This is a genomic window from Streptomyces sp. NPDC001717, assembly GCF_042892775.1.
In the GTDB taxonomy this organism is placed as follows: domain Bacteria; phylum Actinomycetota; class Actinomycetes; order Streptomycetales; family Streptomycetaceae; genus Streptomyces.
In genome coordinates, this window is record NZ_JBIAUK010000002.1 from 177,380 (window position 1) to 203,346 (window position 25,967).

Sequence of the window (25,967 nt, forward strand, 5' to 3'; positions counted from 1 at the left end):
GACAGCGTCATTCGGCAGGTACGGTGATCACCGGGCAGTGCGCGCGGTGCAGGAGGCCGTGGACGACGGACCCGATGCGCATACCGGTGTATCCGCCGCGACCCCAACGACCCACCACCACGGCCAGGGCGTGCTCGGCCGCCCGCGCCAGTTCCTCGACCGGGTGGCCCGTCATGACCTCGTGGGTGACGTGCACGTCGGGGTACTTCTCCGACAGGCCGGCGGTGGCCTCGGAAAGCAGTGCGCGCTGGGCCCGCAGGGCGACTTCCTCGTCGTTCGGCACGAAGACCGGCGGCTGCCACACGCAGACGACCCGTAGTGCCGCTCCGCGCAGGTCGGCCTCGTCGAAGGCGAACGCCAAGGCGGCCGTGGCGGTTGCGCTGCCGTCGAGGCCCACCACGACGTACGGCGGCTGCAGGCTGATGTGCTCCGCGTCGCCCACGACGACGACCGGGCAGCGGGCCTGGGCGCTGACGGGGACCACGATGGAGCCCGCGCTGAAGAACTCCGCGGTGCGGCTGAGGTGTCGGGAGCCCAGCACGACCAGGCGGGCCTCCTCGGCCACCCTGCCCAGGGCAGGGGCGGGGAACCCGTGGAGGAGGTCGCATGTGGCACCCACCTCCGGTTGCCGGTCGTGCACCCAGTTCCGGGCCTGATCGAGTCTCTCGGCTCCCGTCTGTCGCAGGGCCATGTGGCCGGGGGCGTCGTCGACGTGGTGGGCGTCGTGCCGGGGCGGCACCGCGAGCACCAGGCGCAAAGGGAGCCGTCGGCGGTACGCCTCGTCGGCGGCCCAGGCGAGGGGCAGGTGCCAGTCCCTGGCCGGGTCGATCCCGACGACGATGTCGAGGCCTCGATGGCCGTTCATGACCGGCTCCCGAAGTCGCTGCCCGTCCGGGGGATGAGGAGGACGGGGCAGTGCGCGTGGTGCAGGACGCTGTGCGTGGCCCGGCCCAGGTTACGGCCGATCCCGAGGGCTCCGGGGGCCCGCCGCCCGCCCATGACGAGCAGGTCGGCGTGGTGGGACGCCTCGACGAGCACGCCGGCCACGGAGATGCTCTTCTCCGCGTCGGCCCGCACCTCGAGGTCGGGGAACTCGTCGCGGACCGCGTCGGTGACGGCACGCAGGGCCTCCACGTGTGCGCCCGCGATCTCGTCGACGCTGTCGAGCATGCTCGCCACCAGGCCGACGGACTGCATGATGTTCCACACGTGCAGGAGCCGGAGGGAGCCCTTGCGCAGTTCGGCCTCGGACGCGGCATACCGGGCGTACAGGAGGTCGTGCTCGTCACGGATGGCGGCCAGGACCGTTCCGGTCTCCTCGCCGCCGTGGATGCCGCGTACGACGATGACGGGGGTCATCGCGGCGGCCGCGACGTCCAGGCCGACCGAGCCGAGCATGAGCGAGTCGAATCCGCCGAGGCCGCGGTTGCCCACCACTATGGTGCCGTGCAGGGCACCGGCGCGGTGCAGGCTGCTGACGGCGTCGGCCCGGCTGAACTCCGTGCTGACGCGCAGACCGGGGTACTCGTCGGTCACGGCCTTCGCCGTTTCGTCCAGGAGTTCTCGGCCATTGGCGCGGACCCGTTCGATGGTTTCCGCCGACACGTACAGGGCCCGGCCGTCGGTGTCCGCCCCGTGGACGATGTACAGGGGACGGTCGCGGCGTACGGCCTCTGCCGCCGCCCACATGGCGGCGGTGCGTGCCGGCTTCGAACCGTCGACGCCAACGACCACTGAGCTGGTATCCGGGGTCCGGAAGGTGCTTTCCACGGTTCCTCCCAACCGAGAAGCCGATGAGTGGCACCACTTACGCTGACACCCGCGACGCGCCCCGGAGAGGGCCTCCCGGGGCCGCGTTCGGGACCAAAGGTCCCCATCGTTCCGCGCGCCGCCGCTCGGCCCGGGGGCCATGCCCCGCCCGGCCCCGGGAGGGGGCCCGTTCGGCCCTCGCTCGCCGACGGGCATCGGCGAAAGGGTGGGATCCGACCCGTACACAGGCCCGCGTGGCGAGGCGGAGCAGGAGGGCCTCATGAAACACATCAAGGTGGGCGACCTGATGACCGGCGACGTCGTCTCCGTCACTCCGGACACGGCCTTCAAGGACGTCGCGAAGCTCCTTGCGCGGTACGACATCTCCGGACTCCCCGTGCTGGACGAAGAGGACCGCGTCGTGGGTGTCGTCTCCCAGACCGACCTCTTGGCCCGCACGGTCCCCGCCCCCCATCCAGCGAGGGAGGTCGGAACGCCGACCGGCCCGCCCACGGCGGACGGCGTCATGTCCGCACCCGCGGTCACCGTTCGCGCCGAGGAGACGGCCGCCGATGCCGCCCGGCTGATGACCCGCCGTGGTATCGAGCGGCTCCCCGTCGTGGACGAGGAGGACAGGCTCGTGGGCATCATCACCCGCAGGGACCTCCTGCGCCTGTTCGTCCGCCCCGACGCCGAAATACGCAGACGGGTCGACGAGGAGGTCCTCAGGGGTGTGCTCGGTGTGCCCGCCGGTGAGATCGAGGTCCACGTGGTGGACGGCATCGTCACCCTGGACGGCCAGGTCGACCTGCAGAGCCGGCTGCCGGCACTCGTCAGCCTCGTCGAACAGCTCGACGGGGTCGTCGCCGTGGCATCGCGCGTCACGGCGCGGGCCGACGACGCACCGACGACCCAGGCCGGCCGGCGCCGCGAGGCCGCGCAGTGGTGACGGGACCGTCCCGCACGGAAGAAGCACCAGCCATGAACGGTCACATCATTGTCGGTGTCGACGGCTCTCCCGAGAGCCGGGCAGCGGCGCGCTGGGCCGCACAGGCGGCCGGCGACCCGATGACGGGCGGGTGACCAGCGTCGTGAGCGTACGGACGGACGTCGGCGCTTCCGGGTTCGGGGCACGATCCACACGACACCGCAGCGTCGGCGAGCTGATGACACCGAACGCCGTCACAGTGCGCCGCACCACCTCCTTCAAGGAGATCGCCCGGGTCCTGAAGGAGTTCGACATCACCGCCGTACCCGTCGTCGACGCATCGCGGCATCCGCTCGGCGTCGTCTCGGAGGCCGACCTGCTCAACCGGCGGCCCGTCGGCGGTGCGGCAACCGCCGGGGAACTCATGACGAGTCCGGCGATCACGGCACGCCCCGAGTGGAGCGTGGTCCGCGCCGCCCGCATCATGCGGCGGCACGGCGTCAAGCGACTGCCCGTGGTCGACGCGGAGGGCGGCGTGATCGGGGTGCTCAGCCGCAGCGACCTCATCCGGCTGTTCCTCCGTAGTGACCACGCGATCCAGGAAGAGATCGTCGAGGACGTCCTCACCCAAACGCTCCGCATCGCCCCGTCGACGATCACCGTCGCGGTCGAGGACGGTCTGGTGACCCTCAGCGGCGTACAGCCACGGCGCGAGTTGCTGCCGGTCGTCATCCGGCTCTGTCAGAGCGTCGACGGGGTCGTCGCCGTGGACAACCGGCTGACCGACGGCGGGGCAGCGGAGGCCTGACTGCCCGAGCGGGCCGTTCCGTCCTGCCGCTGCCGCGCTCATGTCGGCCGCGGACGGATCCGTCCTGCTGTCGCGGCTTCCCTCGACAGGGCGAAGAACGTCTCCTGGAGCAGCGGGTCGACCGATCACCGGCCCGTACCGCTTGGTCGGGTCGGTCGGCTCGGTCGCAGGGCGGGCCACTCGTACGTCCACTCTGGGCGTGCCCCGTGGAACCCTCCTGTGAAGCCGGTGTCGAGTTCGACGCGGACCTTGGTGGTGTGGTCCTCTTCGAAGAGGTAGACGTGGGTCTTCCATTCGGTCGCGTGCGACGTGGTGTTCCTCCCTGGATTCAGAGGCGGCGGCGCCGGGCCCAGCGGCGGACCTCGTCCGTTCCCCACACCACCGGCGGAAATGCGGCGATGAGCAGGACGACGTCCAGCGGCAGGGCCGCGGTGCCGAAGAGGTTCTGGAGCGGCGGGGCATAAACGAGCGCCGCCGTGAAGGCGAGTTCGAAGCCGATGCCCGCGAGCAGCAGCGGGTTGCTGAAGAAGCCGATGTCACGCAGGGCCGCGTGGTCGGTCCGAGCGGCGACGGCCGTGCCGACCTGGCAGGTGACGATGCCCGCGAAGGTCGCGGTGGTCGCGGTCAGGTAGGCGTGGTGCAGCGGGGTTCCCGGGCCGGTGGGGTCGCCGGGCTGCCAACCGGCCCGCCACAGGACGTAGAAGAAGCCGGTCATGACCAGGACGGCGGAGACGGAGCCGAGCCGGCCCCAGCTGCGGACGAGCATGTCCTTGTTGATCACGCCTTGGGAACTGGGCCGGGGCGGCCTGGACATGATGCCCGGTTCGGCGCGCTCACGGCCCAGGGCGAGTGCGGGAAGGGTCTCTGTTCCGAGGTCGATGGCGAGGATCTGCAGGACGGTCAGCGGGAGGGGGACGGTCCCGGCGGAGAGGGCGAAGACGACGAAGGGCACGACCTCGGGGGTGAGGTGGGCGAAGATGTAGACGATGAACTTGCGGACGTTGTCGTAGACACGGCGCCCGGACTCGATGGCCGTGACGATGGTGGCGAAGTTGTCGTCGGTCAGGACCAGGGTCGACGCCTCACGGGCCACGTCGGTGCCCGAGCGCCCCATGGCCACTCCGATGTGCGCACGGTGCAGGGCGGGCGCGTCGTTCACTCCGTCGCCGGTCATGGCCACGATCTGCCCGTGCGCGCGCAGGGCGTCGGCCACCTTCAGCTTCGTCTCGGGCGAGGAGCGGGCGAAGACGATCTCCGTATCCTCCTGCCGGAGGATGTGGTCCAGCTCGTGGTCGTCGATCGCCTCGGACTGCGCGACCACCCGCAGGTTCGGAACTCCGATGCCGACGGAACGGGCCACGGCGGCAGCCGTGGCTCCGTTGTCGCCGGTCACGACGTGGACGGTCAGGCCTGCCTCATGGCACCGCCGCACCGCAGCCGCGACTTCAGGGCGCGGCGGGTCGTACAGGCCCACCAGGCCCAGGAGGTGGAGCTCCTGCTCGGCCGGCCCGCGCTGTGCGGGCGGTTCGACGCCGAGTGGCCATGCGCGGACCGCGACGGCCAGCACGCGTATCCCGTCCTTCGCCAGGTCGGCGGCGGCGCCCTGGGCTTCCCGGGCCGGCTCTCCGGCAGCGAGTAGCGGCAGAACGGCTTCCGGGGCGCCCTTGACGATGACGGAGGATCGGCCGTCCGCCGTGGTCTGGATCACCGACATGCGGCGCAGGCGCGGGTCGAAGCGGAAGCAGGCACTGCGGTCGGTGTCCCGGTCGGTCAGGTCGATCGGCACGGCGTGTTCCGCGGCCCCCTCCACCAGGGCGATCTCGGTCGGATCGCCGAGCAGCGTGCCGTCGTTCTCTCGGGCGACGGTGGTGCACAGGGCGGCGTCGCGGACAAGAGGTGCCGCTGCTGGTCCGGTCGCCGTGCCGTCCTGCGGCGTCCACACGGAATGGAGGTGCATCCGGTTGCGGGTGAGGGTACCGGTCTTGTCGGTGCAGATGACGTTGGTGCAGCCGAGTGTCTCCACGGCGCTCAGCCGCTTGATCACCGCTCCTTGCCGGGCGAGGACGCGTACGCCGACCGCGAGGGCGAGGGTGATGGTGGGCAACAGCCCTTCGGGCACGTTGGCCACGAGCAGGCCGATGGCGAACATCAGGGAGTCGGTGAGCGGCAGCCCCACGGCGACGCCCGCCACCAGGAACACGGCCCCCAGGGCTACGGCGACCGCGGCGATCAGCCAGGCGACCTCCTTGACCTGCCTTTCCAGCGGGCTGGGCTCGCGGCGCGTGCGCTGGCTGAGGGCGGCGATCCGGCCCAGCTCGGTGTGGTCGCCGGTGGCGAAGACGATCGCCCGGGCCTGGCCTTCGGTGGCGGTGGTGCCGCTGAAGACGAGGTTGGGTTCCTGCAGGAGCGTGACGTCCCTGAGGCCGGGTCCGGCGAGACGTTCGACGGGAGTGGACTCCCCCGTCAGCATCGACAGGTCCGCTTCGATGCCGCCCTCGGTCAGGCGGGCGTCGGCCGGTATCCGGTCGCCCTCGTCGAGTACCAGGAGATCGCCGGGTACGAGATCGCGTGCGGGGACCTGTTGGGGCTGTCCGTCGCGGATCACGTGGGCCTGCGCGGGGAGGTAGCGGGCCAGGGTCTCGACGGCCTTCTCCGCCTGCTGTTCCTGGACGAGGGCGAATGCGGCGTTGACGAGGACGACGGCGACGATGGCCCATCCGAGCACGGCGATGTCGGCGAAGAAGGCCAGGGCGGCCGCAGCCCAGAGCAACAGGGCCAGAGGGTGCACCAGCTGCCTCAGGAGCTCCCGGGGCATGCTCGTGCGGGCGGTACGGCGGACCTCGTTCGGTCCGTATACGGCCAGCCTGCGTTCGGCCTCTCGGCTCGACAGGCCCAGTGGGCCGGTGTGCAGTTCGCGGCGGAGCAGGGGAAGGGGCTCCAGTGGGTCGGGCACGGCATCCGGTGTCAGGTCCCGATCGGCAGCCGTCTCAGTCATCGCCCGCCCCCTGCCCCGGGCGCAGGCGGCCCGACCACGCGGGCTCGACGGTCTCCCACTCGCGCTCCCACTCCTGTGCGCTGCGTGCGTTGACGAGGCGCAGACGTGCATAGAGCACACCGCCCGCCGCGAGTGCGATCCCGACGGAGGCTCCGGCGCCGAGACCGATGGCGTTCAGGGCGATGTCGATCGTGCCGGGCGGGGCGGCGGCCGCGTTGCCGTGGTCGTCGGTCCAGAGGCTGACGGCGTCTCCTCTCCGGGTCGCCGCTGGGACGGGCACGGTTTCCGTGTGGACGCGGCGTGCGGGATCCCGCCAGGTGGCACGAGCCACGGTGACGGGGTGGGTGCTCGGCCCTGCCCCGGCCCGGTACGTGGTCTCACCGACCGTCACGGCCGTGACGGAGTGACGGTGACGTGCGGCCTCCGCCGCGTCGCGACCGGCGTCCGTCCAAGCGGTTCGGCCGACCGCGACGCCGCAGAACACGGCCACCATGCAGGCCAGTACGAAGGCGGCGCGGAGACGGGTGCGGATGCGGTCGGCGTCACGACGGAGCGGGTTCCCTCCTGCTGCCGGCGAGCGGTGGTGCATGGCCGCCTCCGAGACGTAGGTGCTGCCCGCCCGCTCAGGCGGCGAGCTCTGCGCTGATGTGGTGGGCCCACTTCTTGATCCGATCGGGGTTGCGGAAGTCGCCGCCCTTGCCCTGGCGGGTCAGGGCCTTGGCGAGGAAGCCCGGGGTGCGGGCCGTGACGCTGCCGCCGAAGGTCATGTGCTCGCGCGCCCCGATCAGCTGCATCTGCCGGGCGACGGCGGAGACCGGGGGGACGTCGTGTTCCTCGGCGGAGCGGTCGAGCGGGCCGCTGCTGAACATCCACACCGGGCGGTGCCGGAGGGATTCGGCGTTCCGCTCCGCGCAGTGCTTGGCCTTGCTGCTCCAGTGGCCGGCGTAGAGGGAACCGCCGAGGACGACGGCGTCGTAGGCGCGGACGTCTCGGACGTCGTCGGCGGGCAGCACGACGGCGTCGAGACCGTCCTCGCGGAGGGTCCTGCCGATCTGTTCGGCGATGCCTGCGGTGGCGCCGTGCCTGGTGCCGTAGGCGATCAGGACTCGCTTGGTGCTCATGGCGGATGCTCCTTGATCCCGTGGTGGGGGGGCTGATGCCACTGTGACGCTGCCGACGGCCGGTCCGCTTGGGCCGGACGGATCCCTGCGGGGACCATTCGGTCCTGGGGAGGAGGCTGCCCGAACGGGCCGAAGGGACGGCCCAGCGCCTGGACCCGCAGGAACAGGATCCGGATCGAGGTCGCCGATCATCGGGCTGGCCTCCACCGGTTCGAAGGGGCGGCGCAGCGGTCGGACGCGTCCAGGCGCTCGGGGTGCAGCAGGCCTGCAGCAGGCCCATGGGGTGGACCTTGACCTGGTGCGCGATGATGACCTCGCCGGCCGGCAGTTCGGTGGCGTTCCCGGTACCGCCGACCGACGACCGCCGACACACCGAGTTTCCGGCTGACGATGGCGGCGTGCGAGGTGTGGCCGTCGTGGTCGGTGACGATGGCCGCGGCGCGCTTCATGAGCGGCTCCCAGTCCAGGTCGGTGATCGAGGTGACGGGCACGGCTCCGGCCGGGAAGCGTTCCCGGTCCACCGGTCTGTCCATCCGCCGGCACACGGCACCCGAGCCGATGGCCACCCACCGCGAGACCCTCCTCGGGCGCGGTGTCGTCGGTGTCGGTCGGACCGCGCTTCGCGGAGCTCCCGGCTCTCCTGCAGGCGGACCGTGATTCCTCGCCGGGTGACGCCCGGCAGGGATGCCGGTCAGGAGCCGGCAGGCCGCGGTCACATGACCAAACGGCTCAACCGGGAGGAGGCGGGACAGCACGACCTCCGCCCGCAGCATCGGAAGCACCGTCTCGCCTTCGGAGCACTGGCGCCTACAGCCCTTCTCCGCAACGAGATCGAGACCTGTCCGCCGGTCCCCCGCTGAGGTGTCCGGGACCCCGCGCGTCCGGCAACGAACCCATCAGGCGGGGTCGAAGAAGCACTTCACGTCATTCCACAGGAGATGAGCCACACCGCCAGGCTGCCCGGCCTGCGGGGTCAAGGCAGCCCGTTTCCCTTGACCCAAGCCATAGGGCCCAGGGGGGGGAAGACGGACCAGAGGTCAGTGAGCTCCACCTGTTTCACAGTGCGGCCGCCCCGACGACGGCTGCCGCCACCACGGCGAGAAGGCCCAGGATGTTGTAGACGATGTCCTGCTTGCAGGAACGGCGTTCTGCCGCAGGGTCCGGGGTGAAGACGGCAGGGTCGTCGGGCGCGTAGTGGATGGTGACGTCCCGGCCGCGCGAGCCTGCGGGGTCCGGCAGCCCAGAGTCGCAGCAGGCGGTGACGGCCGTGCCGTCGCGGGTGCTGAAGGTCACGACCGGCACCAGGCGGGTGGTGACGTGGCCGTCGTCGTCGGCGACGCTGACGCTCTTGATCACGGCGACGACCCTGCCGGGGACGGCGGCCATGGAGTCCACGGTGTCGAGACGGCTGTTGACGTCGCGTATGTTCCCGGGCAGGTGGTAGAGGCCGGAGAGGGCCCACAGCCCGCAGAAGCCGAGCAGCGCCCACGGCCAGCCCCGGTCGAACGCGACGACGACCACCACACCGGCGTAGACGAGGAAGACCGCGAAGTTCGGCCATCCGAGCCCGCGCCCGCCTTCCCCGAGGCTGCCGGAGAATCGGAAGGCCTGCGGGCTCCCGGGCGGGTAGCGGACGCCGATCTCGCGGCCCGTCCAGGCCGCGGTGATCCTGTCGCCCCGCTCGCCGTCGTTGGTCACGGTGAATTCTTCCCCGGTGGACGGGTCGCGGAAGGAGACGACCACCGGTATCCCCAGGCTCGGGGAGCTTCCGTGCCGGGGCTCCCCCACCCGCTCGATCCGCCCGACCACCCGCACCATCCGCTGGGCCCGGGTCATCCCGGCCAGCGACCGCCCGTACCCGATCAGCGCGGCCACGCCGAACAGCCCGCACCACAGCGCCAGATATCCGTACCAGCCCATGCGTCGTCCTCCTGTCACCTTCGGGGCAGCCCACCGAGCACACCGCGAACACACCGTTGCCGTCCGGGAGAACGCGATCCCACGTCACCTCGGCCCGGCGGGGACACGCGCCGGCACCCGGCCCCTCTCCGTCCGCGGCGAGTGGATGCCGAGCGTAGCCGTGACCCCCTTCATCCGGGCGGATACCACCCGTCGAGCACCTTCTCGGTGATCGTGGAGATCGCCTGACGGGAGACCCGGCACCCCAGACCTCGGCCAGGTTCGCCTGGGCCTCGCCCTCGACACGCGACAAGCGCGACCAAGGCCAAAGGCGGCCGGCCGCCCCGCCGTCGCGAGCGCTACTCAGATGCTCCTCAAAGAGCCTTGGTGCCGTCCGTCAAGGACTTCCTGTACTCGACGGTGACCTGCTTCTTCGCGAGACCAGACGAGCACCCGACGGCGCGGGTTCTTGTGGTGCCGGCTGTCGTAGTCCATGACGGCAACGGTGTCCGACAGCCGCCACCGTGAGGAACCCCATGAGGCTTCAGGCACCTCCACCAGGCCGTCGAGGAGTTCGATGGCCGGGGAGGCAAGGCTGTCCATGGGCCATGGCTTCCACGTCGCGACGGTGTCGGTGAGGGCATGTGATTCGATCAGATGCGGGAGCGACGGGGCGATACGGAGGTAGGGACTGCCACCGTCGATGTCGGTGCCCACGCTGCCGTCGCTGTGGATCAAGTCCCGGCACGGCTTCGACACACGCTCGCCGGTCCATTCGAAGTACCAGCCTCCTCTTCCCGGGGCCTGCCACGCTGCCGTCTGCAGACCGAGGTGGTCGTAGTCCCAACCGCGGGCGGTCTCGTACCGCTCCCCGTTCACAACCCAGCTACGACGTACCTCGTAGCGCAGACCACCGAACTTCTGCTCGAATCCCTCGCACCGGATGATGAGCTCCATGGGAGCGGGGACGAGTTTCCCCGCCTGGTCGCGTACTTGCCAGAGCTCTATCGGCAGCCGGGCGCTCGAGAAGGGTCACGGGTTCTCGGACCGTGCGAGGGGCAGCGTGAGGAGCCAGCGGATCGAGAGGATTCCCGAGGCCGTCCAGTGGGCGACGTGTGGGCCGGCCACCTGCGCGATCAGGCCGGCGAGGGTCGCGCCTACGGCCGGGGCGCCGGTGAGCAGAAATCGGAAAGTGGTTCATTCTGCCGAGGAGCTCCGGTGGGATGGCCTGCTGCCGGAAGGAGACGCGCAGCACGTTGTCCAGGCCGGTCTTGGCCAGGGTGATCGCCCAGGCGGCGCCGGCAGTGCGTAGGTCGCCGGGGCGTGCTCGGCCAGCCAGTTCTCGATTCGCATCCACGAGTCACTGATCGGTGCTGTCATGGCACAGCATCCTGCCACCGGGCACTGACAACCTCCCATCAGACCAACGTGGACGCCCGCCCTGGGCGCCGAAGAACGCCCCCACGCCATGGCAGTCCTGCCCTGGATGGCCGCCGCCGGTTGCGGTGAGGGCTCACCAATAAGCCTGGTCGTCCCAGGGCTGGAAGCCCGCAAACTCGACGGGGTCGTCGTCCTCGTCCAGGACGGCGAACCCATGCGTGACCAGCGTGCCGCGTTGCCAGTCGAGGAGGGTGTCGATCAGGCCGCCTTCGAGCGGCGGTCCCTGGTCCGCGTGGCGGGGCCAGACGATCAGCGGCCAGGTGTCGGGGTCCCCGCCCTGGGTGAGCCAGCCGAGGTAGTCGCCGTCGATGGAGTTGGCGAAGGGGAGGAAGCCACCGGGCTCGGGCCACATGGCCAGCGGGTACCAGTCCGCGTTGCCGTCCCCGAGCTCCCGGTAGGCGTCCGCCGTGTCCTCGACGTGCGTGAGGAAACGCCGCTCACCGGTCCGGAGCGGGGTGTGGAAACGCAGCCACCCGCTCCAGATTCCGGCGCCGTACCCGTCCATCAGCCGCATGTACTCCCCGGGCAGCCGGGTGCCCAGCTCGGCGAACAGCCCCTCCCAGGAGCCGTCGCCGAGGTACGGCCGCTCGGGTGGCGGCGACAGCAGCCGCAGCCCGTCCAGCCCGGTGCCGGTCTCCAGCGCGATTCGGCGCTCGGCCTCGGTGAGCCGAGGCGGGACCGGCGCGGGCGGGATCCACGCCTCGGCGTCGGGGAGGAAGGCGGTCCGCGCGACGGTGCCCGGGAGCGGGCCCAGCAGCGGACCGGGAGGAGAAGGGAGCTCCCAGGTGTCACGGACGGTGTGTCGCAGATATGCGGTGAGCGTCAGGTCGTACCGGTGCCACCGGAGCAGGCCACTGCCCGGCACCGCCCCCGAGTGCTGCACCACCACGGTCCACTTGTCGGGGTCGACTGAGGCCGAGGTGTCCCAGAACAATACGTCGCTGCCCCGCGTGCAACCCCAGGCCAACAGACCGCCGGGCTCGGGGTGGAACACCGGCCGCTCGGCCTCGGGCAGCCCCCGCGCCTCCATCCGCGCCTGCCGGTGCGTCGCGCGCAGCCACTCGCCGTAGTCGAAGCGGTTCCGCTGGAGGCATGGCACGTGGATCCACACATACTCACCGAAGTCCAGCGGCCCGTACCGATCGGCAAGCCGCTTGTAGTCAGCCGGCAGCCGCAGACCGAGCCACTGCTCGACGGCCTCCCAGTCGATGGGTACGGAGGAGAGCGGGCGCCCGGTGGCCGGAGCGGCAAACGTGCTTATGTCCGATGTCAATTGACGTCCTTCCAGCGTGCGCCATGTGCTCGGCAGATTCTTCCGTCTCCGCGGACCAGGCGGAAATCGGGCGGCGGCAGGCATGCCTCGCGGGTCGGACTGGCGCGCCTGGAGGCGGCCTGTTGGAGCCGCGCTGCGTCAGGGGGCCGCGCAGACCGCCAAGGCGAAGACCCCGTCGCGGTCGCTGAAGCCCTTGTTCGTGGCCCTGACCCTCCAGCCCGTGGGCTTCGGGGCCGAGGCGTTGAGCAGGACGTCGGGGCTCCCGTCCCCACCACCGCCGATCGGCACCAGTCCGGCGGGGCACTCCATGTCCCGATGCTCGTCTCACTGGCGTACGTGCGGTCCCCGGCCTCAATGCCGCCGCCCACCACGAACCGGGTGCGTCCAGGGCCGCACGTCGCCCGGCTGGGGTTGGCCGCCTCCCCCGGCAGGAGGGGCTTGTCGGCCCCGACCTCGTAGCTATGGAGGGATCCGTCGACCACACCGCCGGCGGGTGCAGGGTCTGCACCTCGCCGGAGTCGTTGAAGGCCCGCACCACCCACCAATTGCCGGCCACGTCGGGGTACGAATCCTTGATGAAGACCGCGCTCACGGGGTTGTCCTCCACCGTCGCGCCTCCCCCGGTGGGCTTCGTGCCCTGCGGGCAGTTCGACACCACCGTGTACAGCCTGTTCGGGTACATGATCGCGGGATGGCCCACCTGCTGGGTGAGAGTGCGGACGGCGGTCCCGAGCCGTGCGGACGGATGCCATGGCCGGCTTCCTCGTCGTGCGGTCGTCGGAGGACAGGAGTACCCGCCCGATGCCCTGCTGGGAGGGCGGGCACCCATCTGCGGCCGGTCTGAAGCCGAAGTGATCGAATTGGAATCCGATGTGACCATCCTCAGGGCCGGCCAGGCCGGGGGCTGGTCGTTCTTCCTCGCCGGATACGGAGCAGTCGTGGAGTTTGGCGCTGAAATCGATTCGCGAGTCCACGAGATTTCCAGGGCACCGAGGCCGTGGAGCTGTCGCAAACGACGAACTTCGATACCCACTTCACCTTCGCCGTCGATGGCGAAACGATCTGTACCTACGATCCATTGACCGACCCGAACCCCACCGGGAGGGAGCCCGAGCGGCTGATCCCCTCCATGATCCGGGTAGGGCTGTTGAACGCGCAGGGGCAGCCGGTCTCCGTTGACGATGTCGCTGAATTCGAATCCCCGGATAGAGAACGAGGCCGGGAAGCGCAGGCCGCTGCCCGGCCTCGACACCGCCCCAGGTCACCTCCCGCACCCGTATTCCGCGGGAAGGGAATACTGCCCCGGGAGCAGTGTCCGTCCCAACTTCCGCAGAGAGTGGTTGCCGTCGCGGTGCGGGATCCATTTCTCATTCGGAGTTCCGTGGTCTGCCACACCAGCGGAAAACCGTGCGCGGGCTTTACCCGTTGGGCCCCGTGAACCGATCCCGGAAGAACTCGCACACCCGACTGCGCCGGAGCAGTTCGCGGGCAGGTAAGTGCCGCAACCCGTTGCGCAGGCATTCGGGTGGCAGTGCGCCGTGTCGGACAGCCCGTACCGGCCGGGTTGGACATCCTGGGGCCGAGTTCGACATCACCGTTGGTGTCGTTCCTCCCCCACGGCGAGAAGGAGTACCGCATGCCGACGGACGCGGTCGAACGTTTCCTCGCGGCCTTGGACCCGCACCGTCGGGAGGCCTTCACGAGCAGACCCGTCAAGGATCAGGAGCGACTCGTGGCCGCTTGGGAGCGGGAGTTGGCGTCGGACGACGAGCTGGATACGCTCGATGAGCTCTCTCCGCCCGCCGCCGAGGCGGAAGCGGCCCGTCGCGTCATGGACCGGGAACCCTGACACAGACTCACACGGCAGGAGCCGCGGCCCCGTTCCACGCCCCTACGTCCTCGACCAACCCGTAACGCCAGTGCCGCAGACCGGTACAGCGCCTGGACGGTTACCGGCACCCGGTGATCCCAAGTGCTCTTCGAGGACCTCCGCCGAAGGGCCGTGCGCCTCAGCCCTTCAGCGCTGCGGAGATCGAGTCGGCAATCGGTGTGGTGGGCCGTCCGATCAGGCGGGTCAGGTCACCGCCGGTGACAGCCAGCTCGCCCTTCTCGATGGACGTCTCCACGCCGGCCAGGATCGCCGCCAACGGCGCCGGAAGTCCGGCGTGGCTGGTCAGGATGTCGGTGTAGGTTTCGACGGGGACGGCGTTGTAGCCGATCTCCGCGCCGGTCTGCCTCCCGAGCTCGGCCGCGTACTCGGCGAAGCTCCACGCGGTGTCGCCGCTCAGCTCGTACGTCGCATTGCGGTGACCCTCACCGGTGAGCACCGCGACCGCCGCGGCGGCGTAGTCGGCACGCGCGGCTGAGGCGACGCGGCCCTCACCCGCGGCCTGCGTGACGGAGCCGGCCTGCAGCACGGGCGTCAGGCGCTCGGTGTAGTTCTCGTTGTACCAGCCGTTGCGCAGCAGCACGTAAGGCACCCCGGAGCCGATGATCGCCGCCTCCGTGTCCCTGTGGTCGTCCGCGAGGGCGGCGCTCAGGCCGCCCGGGGCGCTCGTGTACGCGAAGAGTCCCACGCCGGCGGCCTTGGCGGCGTCGAGGACCACCTTGTGCTGGCTGACGCGGCCCTTGTCGAACTCGTTGCCGGAGATCAGGAGCACCTTGTCCCCGGCGGAGAAGAGGCTGCCGAAGGTCTCTGGGCTGTTGTAGTCGGCCACCGCGATCTTTACGCCGCGGGCTGCGAAACCTGCCGCCTTCTCCTCGCTGCGGACGACGGCGGTGATCCCTTCCGCCGGAACCTTCTCCAGCAGACCTTCGATGACGAGACGGCCGAGACTTCCGGTGGCGCCCGTGACGACGATGCTCATGGTGGGACATCTCCTGCGTGTTTTGGCGACGACTTACGCTAACCATAAGAAGGGCGCTAACTCATAGGAAGTACCCACTTTGAAGTAAGGTACTGGCATGGAAGTAAGTGCGGTGACACCGGAAGGCGACGTGCGGAAGAACGCCGACGGTGACGCGTCGTGCCCCGAGCGTCTGGTCATGGAGCACATGACGAGCCGCTGGGGAGTCCTGGTCCTGATCGCACTGCTGGACCGCTCGTACCGGTTCGGCGAATTGCGCCGGGAGATCGGCAGGGTCACCGAGAAGATGCTCGCCCAGACCTTGCAGACCCTGGAGCGCGACGGCTTGGTCCATCGCGACGCCAAGCCGGTCATCCCGCCCCGCGTGGACTACTCCCTCACGGATCTCGGCCGGGAAGCCGCCGAACAGGTCCATGGCCTCGCGCTGTGGACTGCCCGACGCATGCCGGCGGTGGAGCAGGCACGCGAGAGGTACGACGCGGCCAAGGCGTGATCGGATGCGCCGCGGCGCCACCCGCGAGGGCAGGGTCGCGCCGTTCTCAGCGGATCGAGCTTCACCGATCGGGCGAACACGTCCGGTCAACCGGTCAACCGGCCAACGGCCGACGGCCGACGGGTCGAAGAGGCGCGCCTCAGTCGTTCACCAGCAGGATCTTGCCGATGTGACCGCCCGCTTCCATGAGCCGGTGGGCCTCGGCGGCTTCGGCCATGGGCAGGGTCCGGTCGATGACCAGCTGCACTGCACCGCTCTCGATCATCGGCCACACCCTGCGCTGGACTTCGGCGATGATGGCGGCCTTCTGCTCCTTGGATCGTGTGCGCAGGGTGGTGCCGTGCACGGAGATCCGCTTGAAGACGACCTCGGCGAGGTTGAGTTTGCCTTCGAGTCCCTTCGGCAGGCCGATGACGACCAGGCGGCCGTCGGCGGCCAGGGAACGGACGTTTCGTTCGAGGTAGTCGCCGCCGACGACGTCGAGAATCACGTCGAAGGGGCCGTGTTCGGTGAAGTCCTCGGTGCGGTGGTCGATCGCCACATCGGCACCCAGCCGTCGGGCGAGGGCGGCCTTTTCGGGGCCGCCGACCGTGGTGACGACACGGGCTCCGAGTGCTTTGGCGACCTGGATCGCCATCGTGCCCACCCCTCCGGTCTCGCCGTGGACGAGGAGGGTCTCGCCCTCCTTCAGCCCCGCGGTCATGACGAGGTTGGACCACACGGTGGCGCTGGTTTCGGGAAGGGCGGCCGACTCGACCAGGCTGATACGCGCCGCCAGGGAGCTTCTCGAGGAGGACGGCAGCGCGGGGCTTTCCCTGCGCGCCGTGGCCCGCAGCGCCGGAGTGTCGGCCACGGCGCCCTATCGCCACTTCGCGGACCGTGACGCGCTCGTCTCCGCGGTCGCCGCAGAGGGGTACCGCGAGCTCACCGAGCACCTGACCGCGGCTCATCCCTCACCCTCGACGCCCGACGAACTGACCGCGGTCGCCGTCGCGTACGTACGATTCGCACTCGACCATCCGGCGCTGTTCCGGGCGATGTTCGCCGAGCCCTGCGACCCGACCAGCGAGGAACGGGTCGCCGCGACCGCCGCCATCAACACGTACGTCCAGGGAATCGTTCGCTCCGCCTTCCCCGGAAGGGACGCGGCAGCCTTGTCGATCACCGTCTGGGCACTCGTCCACGGCCTCGCCTTCCTCTACCTGGACGGCAAGCTCGACGCCTCCGCCCCCGACGTGGTCGCCAGGCAGATCGGTGCAGCCGTGCGCGTACTGTTCACCGCACCACCCGCGATGCAATAGGCGGCCACACCGCGCGGGCAGGCGACGGCTTGGTGTATCTCCCCGTAAGGCTCGGGCGAGCCGCCGTGCGTGCCGGGCCACGGTTCAGTGGGCCGGCACGGACGAAGCCGGCGGGCGGGCGGGCGGACTCGGGCCTTGCCCTGTGGCGCCCGGCCCTTTGCGCCTGGCCGTGAGAAACGCTCCGGATCCAACGCGGCCACATTCGCCGCCCGCACGGGCCGGATCGCCCCCGGCGAACTCGCCCCGCTCAACACCACCGGCATCTCGTGCCGTCCGCCCACGCCGAGACCTCCGCGGCACCCCGACGGACGGCTTCTTCCGGGTCGTGGGCGAGCTGCCCGCAGACCGCTGCAACGCCCGGCATACCGTCCGGCCCCACGAGGGCGTCATGCACCCCGGGCTGCAGCCAGTCAGCGTGGCGGTCGTCAGCCTCGGCAACCGCGAGAGCCATGGGCCTTACGGCGGCCACCGTCCCCACCCGGGCCGGCGCCTCTGCCGTCTGCCGGGTCACCGCCGTGTCCTCGACGTCCAGCAGCAGCCCCACCAAAGCTTCCGCAGCCTCAGGAACATCAGCGAAGGAAGCAAGGTCGCGCCCGGCACGAACACGTTGCGACCACGAAGGAGACGACGCCTCAGCCCCAAGGCCGCCTCCGACCCACTCTTCATCTCCGACACGGCCAGACAGTCTCACGCCCCGCGCAGGACATCGAACCCCGGGCCGACGCTGCCCGGCTCGGCGGCGTACGACGTGAGGCGATCGGCGAGCGCGGTGACGAGGTCGCGGAGTTCATCGGGGCGCTCGATGACGAACGGCCGGTCGAGTGAGGCGAGTACCGGGGGCAACCAGTCGAGCCGCTCCGCCCGCAGCTCGACGCGCCGCCAGCGCTCGGTCGCCCGGTCCTCGCCGGCCCCGGACTCGTGCTCCTCCAGGCTCGCGACGCCGGCCGGAAGGCGGGCGCGGATCTGCTCGACCGTTCCGTGGATCCGCAAGGTCACCTCGTGCCGGTACTCGGCCGTGGCGAACCCCGACAACACGCGCTGCTCCGGACCGGGACCCACCGGCGCTTCGAAGGAGCCGGGCAGGGTCCGCGCGTCCGCGACGCGATCGAGCCGGAAGGTTCGGTCCTCGCCGATCCGGGCGTCCTTGCCCGTGACGTACCACCGGCCCGCATGGGCGACGATCCCGTACGCGTGCAGCGTGCGCTCGCTGCGCCGTCCATCCCGGTCGGCATAGCGGATCGAGACCGGGCGGTGGTGGCGCACCGCATCGGCGATCGTGAGCAGGACCCCAGCGTCCGGGGTGTCGAAGTCGCCGGGCTGCTCCGTGAAGGCGAGGGCTTCCAGGAGCGTGTCGAGCCGACGGGCGATGTGCTTGGGCAGCACCCGCCGGATCTTCGCCGCCGCCGTCTCGCTCGCCGTGCGCTCCGCCGTCGTCAGGCCTGCTCGGCGGCCCGCGACCAGGCCGAGCACCACGGCCAGCGCCTCGTCGTCGCTGAGCATGAGCGGAGGCAGGCGGTACCCGGGAGCCAGCCGGTATCCGCCGTAGCGGCCGCGCACCGATTCCACGGGCACGTCGAGGTCGATCAGTTGGTCCACGTACCGGCGCACGGTGCGTCCTTCGACGCCGAGCCGGTCGGCGAGTTCGGCCACCGTCCGGGTGCCGCCCGACTGCAGCAGCTCCAGGAGTGTCAGCACACGGCCGGTCGGTCGAGACATGTTGGCAGCCTAGCGCGAATACAGGACCGATTCTGTCCCCTATTTCTCCTAGCCTGCGACGAGCACGCCACCGGAACTGCCAAGGAGATTCCCATGGACTTCGTCTCGATCCGCATCATCACCAGCGACGTCGCACGCCTCGTCGACTTCTACGAGCGAGCCACGGGGGCGCGGGCGATGTGGGCCACCGAGGACTTCGCCGAACTCCGGACCGCGGGCGCCACCCTCGCGATCGCCGGCACCCGCACCGTCCCGCTGTTCGCCCCGGGCTCTGCCCGCCCGGCGGACAATCACAGCGTGATCACCGAGTTCCTCGTCGACGACGTGGACCGCGTTCACCAGAACCTGGCCGGCTTCGTCACCGACTTCGTCACCGAGCCCACCACGATGCCCTGGGGCAACCGGTCGCTGCTGTTCCGCGACCCCGACGGCAACCTCGTCAACTTCTTCACCCCCGTCACCCCGACGGCCGTCGAAAAGTTCGCACGCCGAGGCCACGCACAGCCGCTCACGCGGGAGTCCTGAGACCCCAAGACTCCCGGTGACCGCGGCCGCCGAGTCCAGGAGCGCTACCCGCCTGGGAGCTCGTCGTCGCACGCCGTGATCCGGGCGGCTTCGCGCAGCTCGGCCGCAAGGGCGGCCGCGGCCGCGGCCTCGGCGGCGAGCTCGGTCCGGACGACGTCGTCGACGTCCGGGCGGTGGCGGTGCGCGGAGCTGACCGGGAGGTCATCCGGCGAGTCGAGCGGCCTGTTCGAAAGGAAAGGTCGCGAGGGGTTGCCAGGTGGCGGGGACATCGCGCATGACCAGGGCGCAGTCCAGGGTCGCGCTGCCCGGCGGGAAGCGGGTCGGGTCGTCGAAGAACGACGAGGCGGCGGAGCCGACCCGGCCGGCTTCCATGTGCCAGGCGTCGGAGCGCAGTTGCATGCCCTCCAGGTGGCGGCCGGTGCTGGTGGGCGAGAGGCCCTTGGACCCGTGCCGGAAGAAGAGGGAGGCCTCGGCGAGATCGGCGAAGAGCTCGCTGCCACGGAGCTCGTCGGACGCTTCGACGGTCACGTCGACCCGGGTGTCGCCGTCCCGTGTCGCCAGTGCGACGCGCATCCGATCGGGCGTCTCGTCCACCTCGAAGTCGGCACGGCCGTGTTCACCGGGGAACAAGCGGCCTCCGGCCCAGGCGTTGAGCCGGGAGGCGGTGTCGCGGCGGGGGATGTAGACGCCGGACTCCACGCCGTGCGGGCCGTCCCACTCGACGGCGATGCGATGGGCCACGTTCTCGCTGCGCGCTCCGAGCGCTGCGGGTGCCCAGGTGGGCCGGACGCTGCCCAGGCGCAGCAGGCAGATGCCGGCGACGGCGTAACCGTTCACCAGCTGCGGGCGGAGGGGATCGGGCAGCAGACGTGCCGCTGCTTGCGGTGCGACCCGGTAGTTCACCAGGAGGCGCCGTTCGATGACGCTGGACATGGCCGGCTGCTTCATGATCCCTCGCTCTGCGCCCCGGGGCGCCATTTGGTGTGGCGGAGCACGATCTGTTCAGGACATACGGCGCTGAGGAACCGGCCGATGGCGGTGGCCAGCCGGTCCTCGGCGAGTGTGTAGAGGATCCGGTTCCCCTCCCGTCGCTCGGTGACCAGTCCGGCACCCTTGAGCACGCCGAGATGGCGTGAGATGGAGGGCGCGCTGATCGAGAACCGAGCAGCGATCTCCCCGGCCGCGAGCTCGCCGCTCCTGAGGTCTTCGAGGATCTGTCGCCTCGTCGGATCGGCCAGGGCGCGAAAGGCCCCCGCCTCGTCCTGAGCTTCCGTCATGCCCGCAATTTAGCTCATTAGCTAAACAGCTAACAAGGTGTGCGGTTGAGGTTCAACGAGAACATGCGCCAACGACAACGGTCGTGTCCAAGTGACGTGTTCGATGCCCGGTGGGAACTGCTGGGACCGGTTCTGCCGGCCTGCCGGGCCGATCCGCCTGCGGGTCCCGCTCGGCGGCAATGAGGCGGTCCACCTCCACCCGGACGTCGACCGAGAGTCTGTCCCACAAGGCGTTCTTCATCACCGCGTTGAACCCGTCCGCCGATCCGAACCACGCCACGAACCCGAGCAGCCGCCTTACCGAACACCATCCACGGGATGGAACGCTCCCTCATGGGACATGGCCCGGCGCCCGGCTCAGGTTCCGGGGAGGATGCGGCGCGTTTCGTAGGCCCACATCGCGATCTCGACCCGGTTGCGGGCGCCGAGTTTGGCCATCAGGCTCGCCAGATGCGTCTTCACCGTGCTCAGGCTGATGTGCAGCGCATCGGCGATCTCGGTGTTGGTCAGCCCGCGAGCGACGGCGAGGAGCACCTGCTCCTCGCGGGCGGTGACGGGAGAAACCGGCTGGGCCACGGGCCGGCCGGCGGGCAGGTCCGCGAATGCCTGCAGCAGACGGACGGTGACGCTGGGGGCAATGAGCGCCTCACCGTCGGACGCCGACCGTACGGCCTGGGCCAGAAGGTCCGGTCCCGTGTCCTTCAGGAGGAATCCGCGGGCGCCCGCACGCAGCGCGCCGTAGACGTACTCGTCGAGGTCGAACGTGGTGATGACGACCACGGCCAGCGGGTCGGCGACGCCCGGGCCGGCGACCAACCGAGTGGCCTCGAGCCCGTCGATCACGGGCATGCGGATGTCGAACAGGCAGACGTCGGGCCGCAGTTCGCGGGCCAGACGTACCGATTCCCGTCCGTCTGCGGCCTCGCCGATCACCTCGATGCCCGGCTGGGCGTTCAATATGATCCGCAGCCCGGTGCGGATGATGGTCTGGTCGTCAGCGACGAGGACGCGGATGGGCACCGCTCTCGGTCCTCCCTCTCGGCAGCTCGGCTTCGACGTGCCAGCCCTGGTCGACGCCGGGGCCGGCTTGCAGTTTGCCGCCGAGCAGGGCCGCGCGCTCGCGCAATCCGGCAAGTCCGAATCCGGCACGGCCTCGGCCGGTGCGTTGGCCGTTGTCGCGCACGCTCACCCGTACAGTGTGCCGCTCCGCGGTGACCCGGACCACGACCTCGGTCGCGTCGACCGCATGGCGCATCGCGTTGGTCACCGACTCCTGCACGATGCGGTAGACGGCCGCGTCCACGGCCGGGGGCAGCGCGTCCAGTTCGCCGTCGAGTCCCAGGTCGACCCTGAGGCGGCCACCCGGGGTGCGCACCAGGCGCTCCAGATCCGCGACGCCGGCAGGCGGCGCCAGCTCGACGCCGACGCCGCGGTCGCGCAGCGCGGCGACCATGGCGCGCATCTCCTCCAGCGTGCGCGCCCCTTCCTCCTCGACCCCCTCCAGCGCCTCGACGGCGGCGGACGGGTCGGTGCCCGCGAGCACCCGGCCCGCCTGGGCGATGATCACCATCGCCGACACGTGGTGGGCCACCGTGTCGTGCAGTTCCCGGGCGAGCTGCTCGCGCTCGCGGGAACGCAGCTGCTCCAACTGCCGCTCGCGAGCGGTCCCCCAGAACCGCACGGCGGCCCCGATCAAGCCGGGCAGCGACAGGAAGACGAAGCCCCCTACCTGTTCGGCGGCCGGGATTTCGTCCGCGGTGACCCCCAGCGCGAAGGCCGTGAGGATCACCGTGCTGCCCAGCACGACCTCCCGTCCCGATCCCCACCGGGGCAGCGCGTACACCAGCACGAGCACGACCATGCCGGTGTCCAGGCCGACGGGCTCGCCCGCCACGGCGACCAGCGAGGCCAACTGGAGCAGGATCACCGAGCCGAACCCCAGCGTGACCATCGCCAGTGGGCGGGTCCGGCGCCACAGGGGCAGCAGACACAGCCATACGGCGAACACCACCGCCACCGGCCGCCACACGACGTTCTCGCGCAGGGTGGCCTCCAGCGCCACACCCCCCAGGCCCGCGGCGAGCAGCGCCCAATCCCGCCACACCCGGGCGGGCGCGTCGGGCGGCCGGGGTTCGGTCCACAGGGTTCGCAGGTCGTCTCGTAGCACGGTTCTCAGCCTAGGCACCGCGCCGCGCCGCGCATCGGCCGAAAGGACGGGGCGTCACTCCGCCCTGGGGCCGGCGGATCCGCGGCCCCAGGGCCGATGCCGCAGGGCGCCGTGGCCACGAGCCTTGGCGTCGGAGGCCGTACAAGGACGGCCGACGAGGTGGTTGGAGGACCCGATGCTCTCGAAAGCCCTGTTGCGCCTGGGCGGGGGCGCTGCCCGCCATCCCTGGCGGGTGATCGCGGCATGGCTGATCGCCGCCACGCTCGCCGTCCTCGCCGCGATCGCCTTCGGCGGGCGGACCGCGGACTCGATGACCGCTCCGGGGCTGGACTCCCAACGGGCCGCGGAACTGATCGAGCGGGCCGGCACCGGCCAGGAGGGGATGACCGCCCAAGTGGTCGTCACCCCCCTCGACGGCGGTGCGACGTTCTTCGACCAGGGCAGCGCGCGCACCGCTCTCACGCGGCTGGAGACCGAGGTGAAGCGGCTGCCGCACGTGCTCGGCACGAGCGACCCGGCGGGCGCGCTCGACGCACCCGGGGACAGCGCCGTGCGCGGTGGCCTCGTTTCGGCCGACGGGCGGATCGCGGTCGTCAGGGTGCAGTATCCCGACCAGAGCCGGCTGTCGGCCGAAGACCTCGACGCCCTCGTGGAACTCGGCGACCGGCTGCGCGCCGAGCTGCCCCTGCGCATCGAGATGGGCGGGAACCTCTTCTACGCCTTCTCCGACCCCGACGGCGGCGTGAGCGAGTTGATCGGCCTCGTCGCCGCGGCCGCGATCCTGTTCCTGGCGTTCGGTTCGCTCGTCGCCGCCGCGCTGCCGATCGGCATGGCGGTCTTCGGACTGACCGTCGGGGTCGCCACGATGACGGTACTGGCGGGGGTGACGGACGTCCCCACCTTCGCCCCGGTCCTGGGCAGCATGGTCGGGCTCGGAGTGGGCATCGACTACGCGCTGTTCGTGCTCGCCAGGCATCGGGAGTACCTGGCGCTCGGGCTCGATCCCCACGAGGCGGCGGGGCGAGCGGTGGCCACGGCGGGGAGGCCCGTGGTCTTCGCCGGCGGCACCGTCGTCGTGTCGATCCTCGGCTTGGCGGTCGCGAACGTGCCGTTCATGACGGTGGGCGGGCTCGCCGTCTCGATCGTCGTTCTGACCATGGTGGTCGCGTCGGTGACGCTGCTGCCGGCCTTCCTCGGCGCCGCCGGCGCACGTTTGGCCCGGACCGGCCGGATCGGCCGGATCGGCCGGGCTCTGCACGCCGGGAAGCCGGGCCGACTCGCAGGGCGGCGGGACACGGTGGCGGGTGCCGCTCCCGCCGCCGGTTGGCGGCGCTGGATCGGGCACGTCAGCCGGCACCCGGTGCCGTACGCGGTCGGCGCGGCGGGGCTGCTGCTGACCGCGACGCTGCCCGTGCTCGGCCTGCGCGTCGGCCTGCCCGACGACGGCTCACAGCCCCACGACCGTACCCAGCGCCGCGCCTACGACCTCGTCGCCGAGGGGTTCGGCCCCGGCACCAACGGTCCCCTCGTCATCGCAGCGGACCCCGCCGGTGATCCGGGAGTGCTGGACCGACTCGTCGGGGCGGTCGCAGCGGATCCGGGCATCGCATCCGTCGCACCGACGCACATCGATCAAGCCACCGGCATCGCGACCCTCGTGGTGTTCCCGACCACCAGCCCTCAGGACAAGGCCACGGCCGACACCATCGCCCGGCTGCGCACCGGCGTGCTGCCCACGGCGATCGGGCACGGCCCGGCCAGGGCCCACGTCGGCGGGGCCACCGCGAGCCTGTCCGATGTGGGCCAACGCACCAGCCAACGCCTGCCGGTGCTCGTCGCCACCGTACTGGCGATGTCGTTCCTGCTGCTGATGCTGGTCTTTCGCTCGATACTCGTACCGCTCAAGGCGGTACTGCTGAACCTGCTGAGCATCGGCGCGGCCTACGGCATCATGGTCGCGGTCTTCCAGTGGGGCTGGGGCGGCTCACTCATCGGGCTGGAAGCGACGGTTCCGATCGTGTCGTTCATCCCGATGTTCCTCTTCGCCATCCTGTTCGGCCTGTCGATGGACTACGAGGTGTTCCTCCTCTCCCGCGTACGCGAGGAGTACCTGCGGACCGGCGACAACGGCAAGGCGATCGTCGAGGGCGTCTCGGGCACCGCCCGGATCATCACCTCGGCCGCCCTCATCATGGTGGCGGTCTTCCTGTCCTTCGCCGTCGCCGACGACCCCTCCACCAAGATGTTCGGGCTGGGCCTGGCCACCGCGATCTTCATCGACGCCACGGTCGTACGCATGGTGCTGGTACCGGCGACCATGACACTCCTCGGCCGGACCAACTGGTGGCTGCCGAGGTGGCTGGACCGGATGCTTCCTCGCGGCCCGGTCGGCACCGACGGCGCCGACGCGGACACGGACACGGACGCAAACACGGACACGGACACGGACACGGACGCGGAATCCACGGGTGAGACCCCTCGTCCATGGCCGGTTGACCATTGACTCGACTCCTGCCGCCCTTGGCGTCCGGCACCTCTGCGCGTCACCCAGGGGCGCGTCGAGTCGTGATCACCACTACGGCACGGCGCATGCAGGGACAGCCTGTCAGCCTCGGCTGACGCACGTTTCAGTGCCACCGGCCCGCCCGTCCACAGGCGGGACAAGCTCAGCGCCGACCAGCTCGCAGCTCTCGCGAAGCTGGGCGTGGACCGGGCGTGACACGCCACCTCGCCCGTCGTTGAGCCGAGAGGTCAGCGAAGTGGAGGCCCCGGGACGTCGTGCGCCCCGGGGCCTACCTCATGCCTTCCAGCGCCGATTGGTGGTGCACCACAGGTCCGTTGACGGCCGGTGGGTCGCGTCTATGCAGCTCAGGACTGCAACGCGCGGGCGTGTTGCAGCGCCGGTCCGATACGGCCGAGCTGGTGCTTCGACCTGTGACGGGGCGTTGTCGTTGGTACGTCGAGTGGCTTCCTTCGGGCCATCCGGACGCCGGCCCCGTAGGCGCTGACCATCCTGATCAGCTGAAGACGACCGACCGCAGCTTCAACGCCTCGGTGCCGCGGCCCACGAGCGGACGCAGCGAGAAGAAGTCGCCCTCGCAGTTCGGCTCCGTGAACACCGTCGCGGTCGAGGTGGTCCGGTTGCGCGGCGAGTGCGCGGGCTCGCTCGCAGCGGGGTCAGCCACCTCGTCCAAGGTGATGCACTCACGGCTCTCGGGATCGAGCAGGACCCGGATGTGCGACTTTCCGTCCACGCCGACATAGGAGTACTGGAACTCGCCGAGCGTGGCCGAAGCCGACTGCGGGACGGCGAGCAGGAGCGTGAAGGCGCCAAGGGCGGCGACGGAAGCACGGCGAAAACGCATAGGTGATCAGATCTCCTCGGAAAGGACAACACGTGCGGTGCCA

At 70.7% G+C, this 25,967-nt stretch carries 26 protein-coding genes and 1 pseudogene; 9 read left to right on the forward strand and 18 right to left on the reverse strand.

Annotation, left to right across the window (positions count from 1 at the left end):
- Positions 1-7: 7 nt before the first annotated feature.
- Together ACFYZL_RS05360 and ACFYZL_RS05365 are read right to left on the reverse strand one after the other, a co-directional pair.
- Positions 8-865 carry a universal stress protein gene (locus tag ACFYZL_RS05360; RefSeq protein ID WP_388676231.1) on the reverse strand — a complete coding sequence of 286 codons (858 nt, stop codon included), beginning with the start codon at positions 863-865 and terminating at the stop codon, positions 8-10.
- The gene (locus ACFYZL_RS05365; RefSeq protein WP_384742622.1) at positions 862-1,770 is read right to left on the reverse strand and encodes a universal stress protein; all 909 of its coding nucleotides are present in this window, start codon (positions 1,768-1,770) and stop codon (positions 862-864) included. Before ACFYZL_RS05365 ends, ACFYZL_RS05360 begins: the two co-directional genes overlap by 4 nt.
- A 259-nt stretch (positions 1,771-2,029) precedes the next feature.
- On the opposite strand from ACFYZL_RS05365, the gene ACFYZL_RS05370 reads away from it, so the two are divergent.
- The 3 genes from ACFYZL_RS05370 (at position 2,030) to ACFYZL_RS05380 (ending at position 3,485) form a co-directional block, all read left to right on the forward strand.
- The gene (locus ACFYZL_RS05370; protein WP_388676235.1) at positions 2,030-2,698 is read left to right on the forward strand and encodes a CBS domain-containing protein; all 669 of its coding nucleotides are present in this window, start codon (positions 2,030-2,032) and stop codon (positions 2,696-2,698) included.
- 32 nt (positions 2,699-2,730) lie between these two features.
- The gene (locus ACFYZL_RS05375; protein WP_384742616.1) at positions 2,731-2,832 is read left to right on the forward strand and encodes a universal stress protein; all 102 of its coding nucleotides are present in this window, start codon (positions 2,731-2,733) and stop codon (positions 2,830-2,832) included.
- A gap of 83 nt (positions 2,833-2,915) precedes the next feature.
- Complete coding sequence (locus ACFYZL_RS05380; RefSeq protein WP_384742756.1) at positions 2,916-3,485, forward strand: CBS domain-containing protein; 570 nt, start codon at positions 2,916-2,918, stop codon at positions 3,483-3,485.
- Positions 3,486-3,813: 328 nt separating this feature from the next.
- Here the strand turns inward: ACFYZL_RS05380 and ACFYZL_RS05385 are convergent, their stop codons facing one another.
- From ACFYZL_RS05385 to ACFYZL_RS05420, 8 genes are all read right to left on the reverse strand, one after another.
- Positions 3,814-6,480, reverse strand: coding sequence for a cation-translocating P-type ATPase (locus tag ACFYZL_RS05385; RefSeq protein WP_388676239.1), 2,667 nt, complete (start codon positions 6,478-6,480; stop codon positions 3,814-3,816).
- Positions 6,473-7,069, reverse strand: coding sequence for a hypothetical protein (locus ACFYZL_RS05390; protein ID WP_384742611.1), 597 nt, complete (start codon positions 7,067-7,069; stop codon positions 6,473-6,475). The genes ACFYZL_RS05385 and ACFYZL_RS05390 overlap by 8 nt, the downstream gene beginning before the upstream one ends.
- Before the next feature lie 34 nt (positions 7,070-7,103).
- Positions 7,104-7,601, reverse strand: a complete 498-nt coding sequence (locus ACFYZL_RS05395; protein WP_384742608.1) for a flavodoxin domain-containing protein — start codon at positions 7,599-7,601, stop codon at positions 7,104-7,106.
- A 188-nt stretch (positions 7,602-7,789) separates the two neighbouring features.
- On the reverse strand, positions 7,790-8,374 hold the full coding sequence (locus ACFYZL_RS05400; RefSeq protein ID WP_388676242.1) for a PEP-utilizing enzyme: 585 nt from the start codon (positions 8,372-8,374) through the stop codon (positions 7,790-7,792).
- A gap of 283 nt (positions 8,375-8,657) precedes the next feature.
- Positions 8,658-9,521 (reverse strand): DUF3592 domain-containing protein, encoded by an 864-nt coding sequence (locus tag ACFYZL_RS05405; protein WP_388676245.1) that lies wholly within the window; start codon positions 9,519-9,521, stop codon positions 8,658-8,660.
- Between the two features lie 342 nt (positions 9,522-9,863).
- A complete protein-coding gene (locus ACFYZL_RS05410; RefSeq protein WP_388676248.1) occupies positions 9,864-10,457 on the reverse strand; it encodes a hypothetical protein in 594 nt (197 codons plus the stop codon).
- 556 nt (positions 10,458-11,013) lie between these two features.
- Complete coding sequence (locus ACFYZL_RS05415) at positions 11,014-12,213, reverse strand: hypothetical protein (protein ID WP_388676250.1); 1,200 nt, start codon at positions 12,211-12,213, stop codon at positions 11,014-11,016.
- A gap of 138 nt (positions 12,214-12,351) precedes the next feature.
- On the reverse strand, positions 12,352-12,522 hold the full coding sequence (locus tag ACFYZL_RS05420) for a hypothetical protein (protein ID WP_388676252.1): 171 nt from the start codon (positions 12,520-12,522) through the stop codon (positions 12,352-12,354).
- A gap of 685 nt (positions 12,523-13,207) precedes the next feature.
- On the opposite strand from ACFYZL_RS05420, the pseudogene ACFYZL_RS05425 reads away from it, so the two are divergent.
- Positions 13,208-13,651, forward strand: a pseudogene (locus ACFYZL_RS05425) (hypothetical protein); the annotation flags it as partial.
- A gap of 198 nt (positions 13,652-13,849) precedes the next feature.
- The gene (locus tag ACFYZL_RS05430) at positions 13,850-14,062 is read left to right on the forward strand and encodes a hypothetical protein (RefSeq protein ID WP_384742752.1); all 213 of its coding nucleotides are present in this window, start codon (positions 13,850-13,852) and stop codon (positions 14,060-14,062) included.
- A 160-nt stretch (positions 14,063-14,222) separates the two neighbouring features.
- Here ACFYZL_RS05430 and ACFYZL_RS05435 read toward each other — a convergent pair whose 3' ends face one another.
- Positions 14,223-15,080 carry an SDR family oxidoreductase gene (locus ACFYZL_RS05435; protein ID WP_388676255.1) on the reverse strand — a complete coding sequence of 286 codons (858 nt, stop codon included), beginning with the start codon at positions 15,078-15,080 and terminating at the stop codon, positions 14,223-14,225.
- Positions 15,081-15,177: 97 nt separating this feature from the next.
- Between ACFYZL_RS05435 and ACFYZL_RS05440 the strand changes: the two genes are divergently transcribed.
- On the forward strand, positions 15,178-15,573 hold the full coding sequence (locus ACFYZL_RS05440) for a winged helix-turn-helix transcriptional regulator (RefSeq protein ID WP_384742594.1): 396 nt from the start codon (positions 15,178-15,180) through the stop codon (positions 15,571-15,573).
- 139 nt (positions 15,574-15,712) lie between these two features.
- Here the strand turns inward: ACFYZL_RS05440 and ACFYZL_RS05445 are convergent, their stop codons facing one another.
- Positions 15,713-16,276, reverse strand: coding sequence for a zinc-binding dehydrogenase (locus ACFYZL_RS05445; protein ID WP_388676258.1), 564 nt, complete (start codon positions 16,274-16,276; stop codon positions 15,713-15,715).
- Between ACFYZL_RS05445 and ACFYZL_RS05450 the strand changes: the two genes are divergently transcribed.
- Positions 16,275-16,874, forward strand: a complete 600-nt coding sequence (locus tag ACFYZL_RS05450; RefSeq protein WP_388676261.1) for a TetR/AcrR family transcriptional regulator — start codon at positions 16,275-16,277, stop codon at positions 16,872-16,874. The two genes, ACFYZL_RS05445 and ACFYZL_RS05450, sit on opposite strands and share 2 nt — an antisense overlap.
- 687 nt (positions 16,875-17,561) lie before the next feature.
- On the opposite strand, the gene ACFYZL_RS05455 is transcribed toward ACFYZL_RS05450, so the two are convergent.
- Positions 17,562-18,590, reverse strand: a complete 1,029-nt coding sequence (locus tag ACFYZL_RS05455; RefSeq protein ID WP_388676264.1) for a helix-turn-helix transcriptional regulator — start codon at positions 18,588-18,590, stop codon at positions 17,562-17,564.
- A 93-nt stretch (positions 18,591-18,683) separates the two neighbouring features.
- Between ACFYZL_RS05455 and ACFYZL_RS05460 the strand changes: the two genes are divergently transcribed.
- Positions 18,684-19,115, forward strand: a complete 432-nt coding sequence (locus ACFYZL_RS05460) for a VOC family protein (protein ID WP_388676267.1) — start codon at positions 18,684-18,686, stop codon at positions 19,113-19,115.
- Positions 19,116-19,316: 201 nt separating this feature from the next.
- Here the strand turns inward: ACFYZL_RS05460 and ACFYZL_RS05465 are convergent, their stop codons facing one another.
- The 4 genes from ACFYZL_RS05465 to ACFYZL_RS05480 all read right to left on the reverse strand — a co-directional run bounded on the left by ACFYZL_RS05465 (position 19,317) and on the right by ACFYZL_RS05480 (position 22,559).
- On the reverse strand, positions 19,317-20,063 hold the full coding sequence (locus ACFYZL_RS05465) for a DUF2071 domain-containing protein (protein ID WP_388676270.1): 747 nt from the start codon (positions 20,061-20,063) through the stop codon (positions 19,317-19,319).
- Positions 20,060-20,392, reverse strand: coding sequence for a metalloregulator ArsR/SmtB family transcription factor (locus ACFYZL_RS05470; RefSeq protein ID WP_384742578.1), 333 nt, complete (start codon positions 20,390-20,392; stop codon positions 20,060-20,062). Before ACFYZL_RS05470 ends, ACFYZL_RS05465 begins: the two co-directional genes overlap by 4 nt.
- Positions 20,393-20,749: 357 nt before the next feature.
- Positions 20,750-21,412: a response regulator gene (locus tag ACFYZL_RS05475; RefSeq protein WP_384742576.1), complete on the reverse strand. Its 663-nt coding sequence runs from the start codon at positions 21,410-21,412 to the stop codon at positions 20,750-20,752.
- Positions 21,387-22,559, reverse strand: coding sequence for a sensor histidine kinase (locus ACFYZL_RS05480; RefSeq protein WP_388676274.1), 1,173 nt, complete (start codon positions 22,557-22,559; stop codon positions 21,387-21,389). The genes ACFYZL_RS05475 and ACFYZL_RS05480 overlap by 26 nt, the downstream gene beginning before the upstream one ends.
- 175 nt (positions 22,560-22,734) lie before the next feature.
- Here ACFYZL_RS05480 and ACFYZL_RS05485 point away from each other — a divergent pair, with 175 nt between their 5' ends.
- On the forward strand, positions 22,735-25,062 hold the full coding sequence (locus ACFYZL_RS05485) for an MMPL family transporter (RefSeq protein ID WP_388676277.1): 2,328 nt from the start codon (positions 22,735-22,737) through the stop codon (positions 25,060-25,062).
- Positions 25,063-25,576: 514 nt separating this feature from the next.
- Here the strand turns inward: ACFYZL_RS05485 and ACFYZL_RS05490 are convergent.
- Complete coding sequence (locus ACFYZL_RS05490; protein WP_384742569.1) at positions 25,577-25,924, reverse strand: hypothetical protein; 348 nt, start codon at positions 25,922-25,924, stop codon at positions 25,577-25,579.
- Between the last annotated feature and the right edge of the window lie 43 nt (positions 25,925-25,967).

Bases quoted from the DNA above. Each gene is read 5' to 3' on its own strand.
- ACFYZL_RS05490 (WP_384742569.1), bottom strand. From the start codon at position 25,924: ATGCGTTTTCGCCGTGCTTCCGTCGCCGCCCTTGGCGCCTTCACGCTC.
- ACFYZL_RS05400 (WP_388676242.1), bottom strand. From the start codon at position 8,374: ATGCTGCGGGCGGAGGTCGTGCTGTCCCGCCTCCTCCCGGTTGAGCCG.
- ACFYZL_RS05405 (WP_388676245.1), bottom strand. From the start codon at position 9,521: ATGGGCTGGTACGGATATCTGGCGCTGTGGTGCGGGCTGTTCGGCGTG.
- ACFYZL_RS05390 (WP_384742611.1), bottom strand. From the start codon at position 7,069: ATGCACCACCGCTCGCCGGCAGCAGGAGGGAACCCGCTCCGTCGTGAC.
- ACFYZL_RS05430 (WP_384742752.1), top strand. From the start codon at position 13,850: ATGCCGACGGACGCGGTCGAACGTTTCCTCGCGGCCTTGGACCCGCAC.
- ACFYZL_RS05485 (WP_388676277.1), top strand. From the start codon at position 22,735: ATGCTCTCGAAAGCCCTGTTGCGCCTGGGCGGGGGCGCTGCCCGCCAT.
- ACFYZL_RS05385 (WP_388676239.1), bottom strand. From the start codon at position 6,480: ATGACTGAGACGGCTGCCGATCGGGACCTGACACCGGATGCCGTGCCC.
- ACFYZL_RS05450 (WP_388676261.1), top strand. From the start codon at position 16,275: ATGACGAGGTTGGACCACACGGTGGCGCTGGTTTCGGGAAGGGCGGCC.
- ACFYZL_RS05370 (WP_388676235.1), top strand. From the start codon at position 2,030: ATGAAACACATCAAGGTGGGCGACCTGATGACCGGCGACGTCGTCTCC.
- ACFYZL_RS05410 (WP_388676248.1), bottom strand. From the start codon at position 10,457: ATGGAGCTCATCATCCGGTGCGAGGGATTCGAGCAGAAGTTCGGTGGT.
- ACFYZL_RS05435 (WP_388676255.1), bottom strand. From the start codon at position 15,080: ATGAGCATCGTCGTCACGGGCGCCACCGGAAGTCTCGGCCGTCTCGTC.
- ACFYZL_RS05460 (WP_388676267.1), top strand. From the start codon at position 18,684: ATGGACTTCGTCTCGATCCGCATCATCACCAGCGACGTCGCACGCCTC.
- ACFYZL_RS05465 (WP_388676270.1), bottom strand. From the start codon at position 20,063: ATGAAGCAGCCGGCCATGTCCAGCGTCATCGAACGGCGCCTCCTGGTG.
- ACFYZL_RS05445 (WP_388676258.1), bottom strand. From the start codon at position 16,276: ATGACCGCGGGGCTGAAGGAGGGCGAGACCCTCCTCGTCCACGGCGAG.
- ACFYZL_RS05375 (WP_384742616.1), top strand. From the start codon at position 2,731: ATGAACGGTCACATCATTGTCGGTGTCGACGGCTCTCCCGAGAGCCGG.
- ACFYZL_RS05470 (WP_384742578.1), bottom strand. From the start codon at position 20,392: ATGACGGAAGCTCAGGACGAGGCGGGGGCCTTTCGCGCCCTGGCCGAT.
- ACFYZL_RS05440 (WP_384742594.1), top strand. From the start codon at position 15,178: ATGGAAGTAAGTGCGGTGACACCGGAAGGCGACGTGCGGAAGAACGCC.
- ACFYZL_RS05395 (WP_384742608.1), bottom strand. From the start codon at position 7,601: ATGAGCACCAAGCGAGTCCTGATCGCCTACGGCACCAGGCACGGCGCC.
- ACFYZL_RS05360 (WP_388676231.1), bottom strand. From the start codon at position 865: ATGAACGGCCATCGAGGCCTCGACATCGTCGTCGGGATCGACCCGGCC.
- ACFYZL_RS05420 (WP_388676252.1), bottom strand. From the start codon at position 12,522: ATGGAGTGCCCCGCCGGACTGGTGCCGATCGGCGGTGGTGGGGACGGG.
- ACFYZL_RS05380 (WP_384742756.1), top strand. From the start codon at position 2,916: ATGACACCGAACGCCGTCACAGTGCGCCGCACCACCTCCTTCAAGGAG.
- ACFYZL_RS05455 (WP_388676264.1), bottom strand. From the start codon at position 18,590: ATGTCTCGACCGACCGGCCGTGTGCTGACACTCCTGGAGCTGCTGCAG.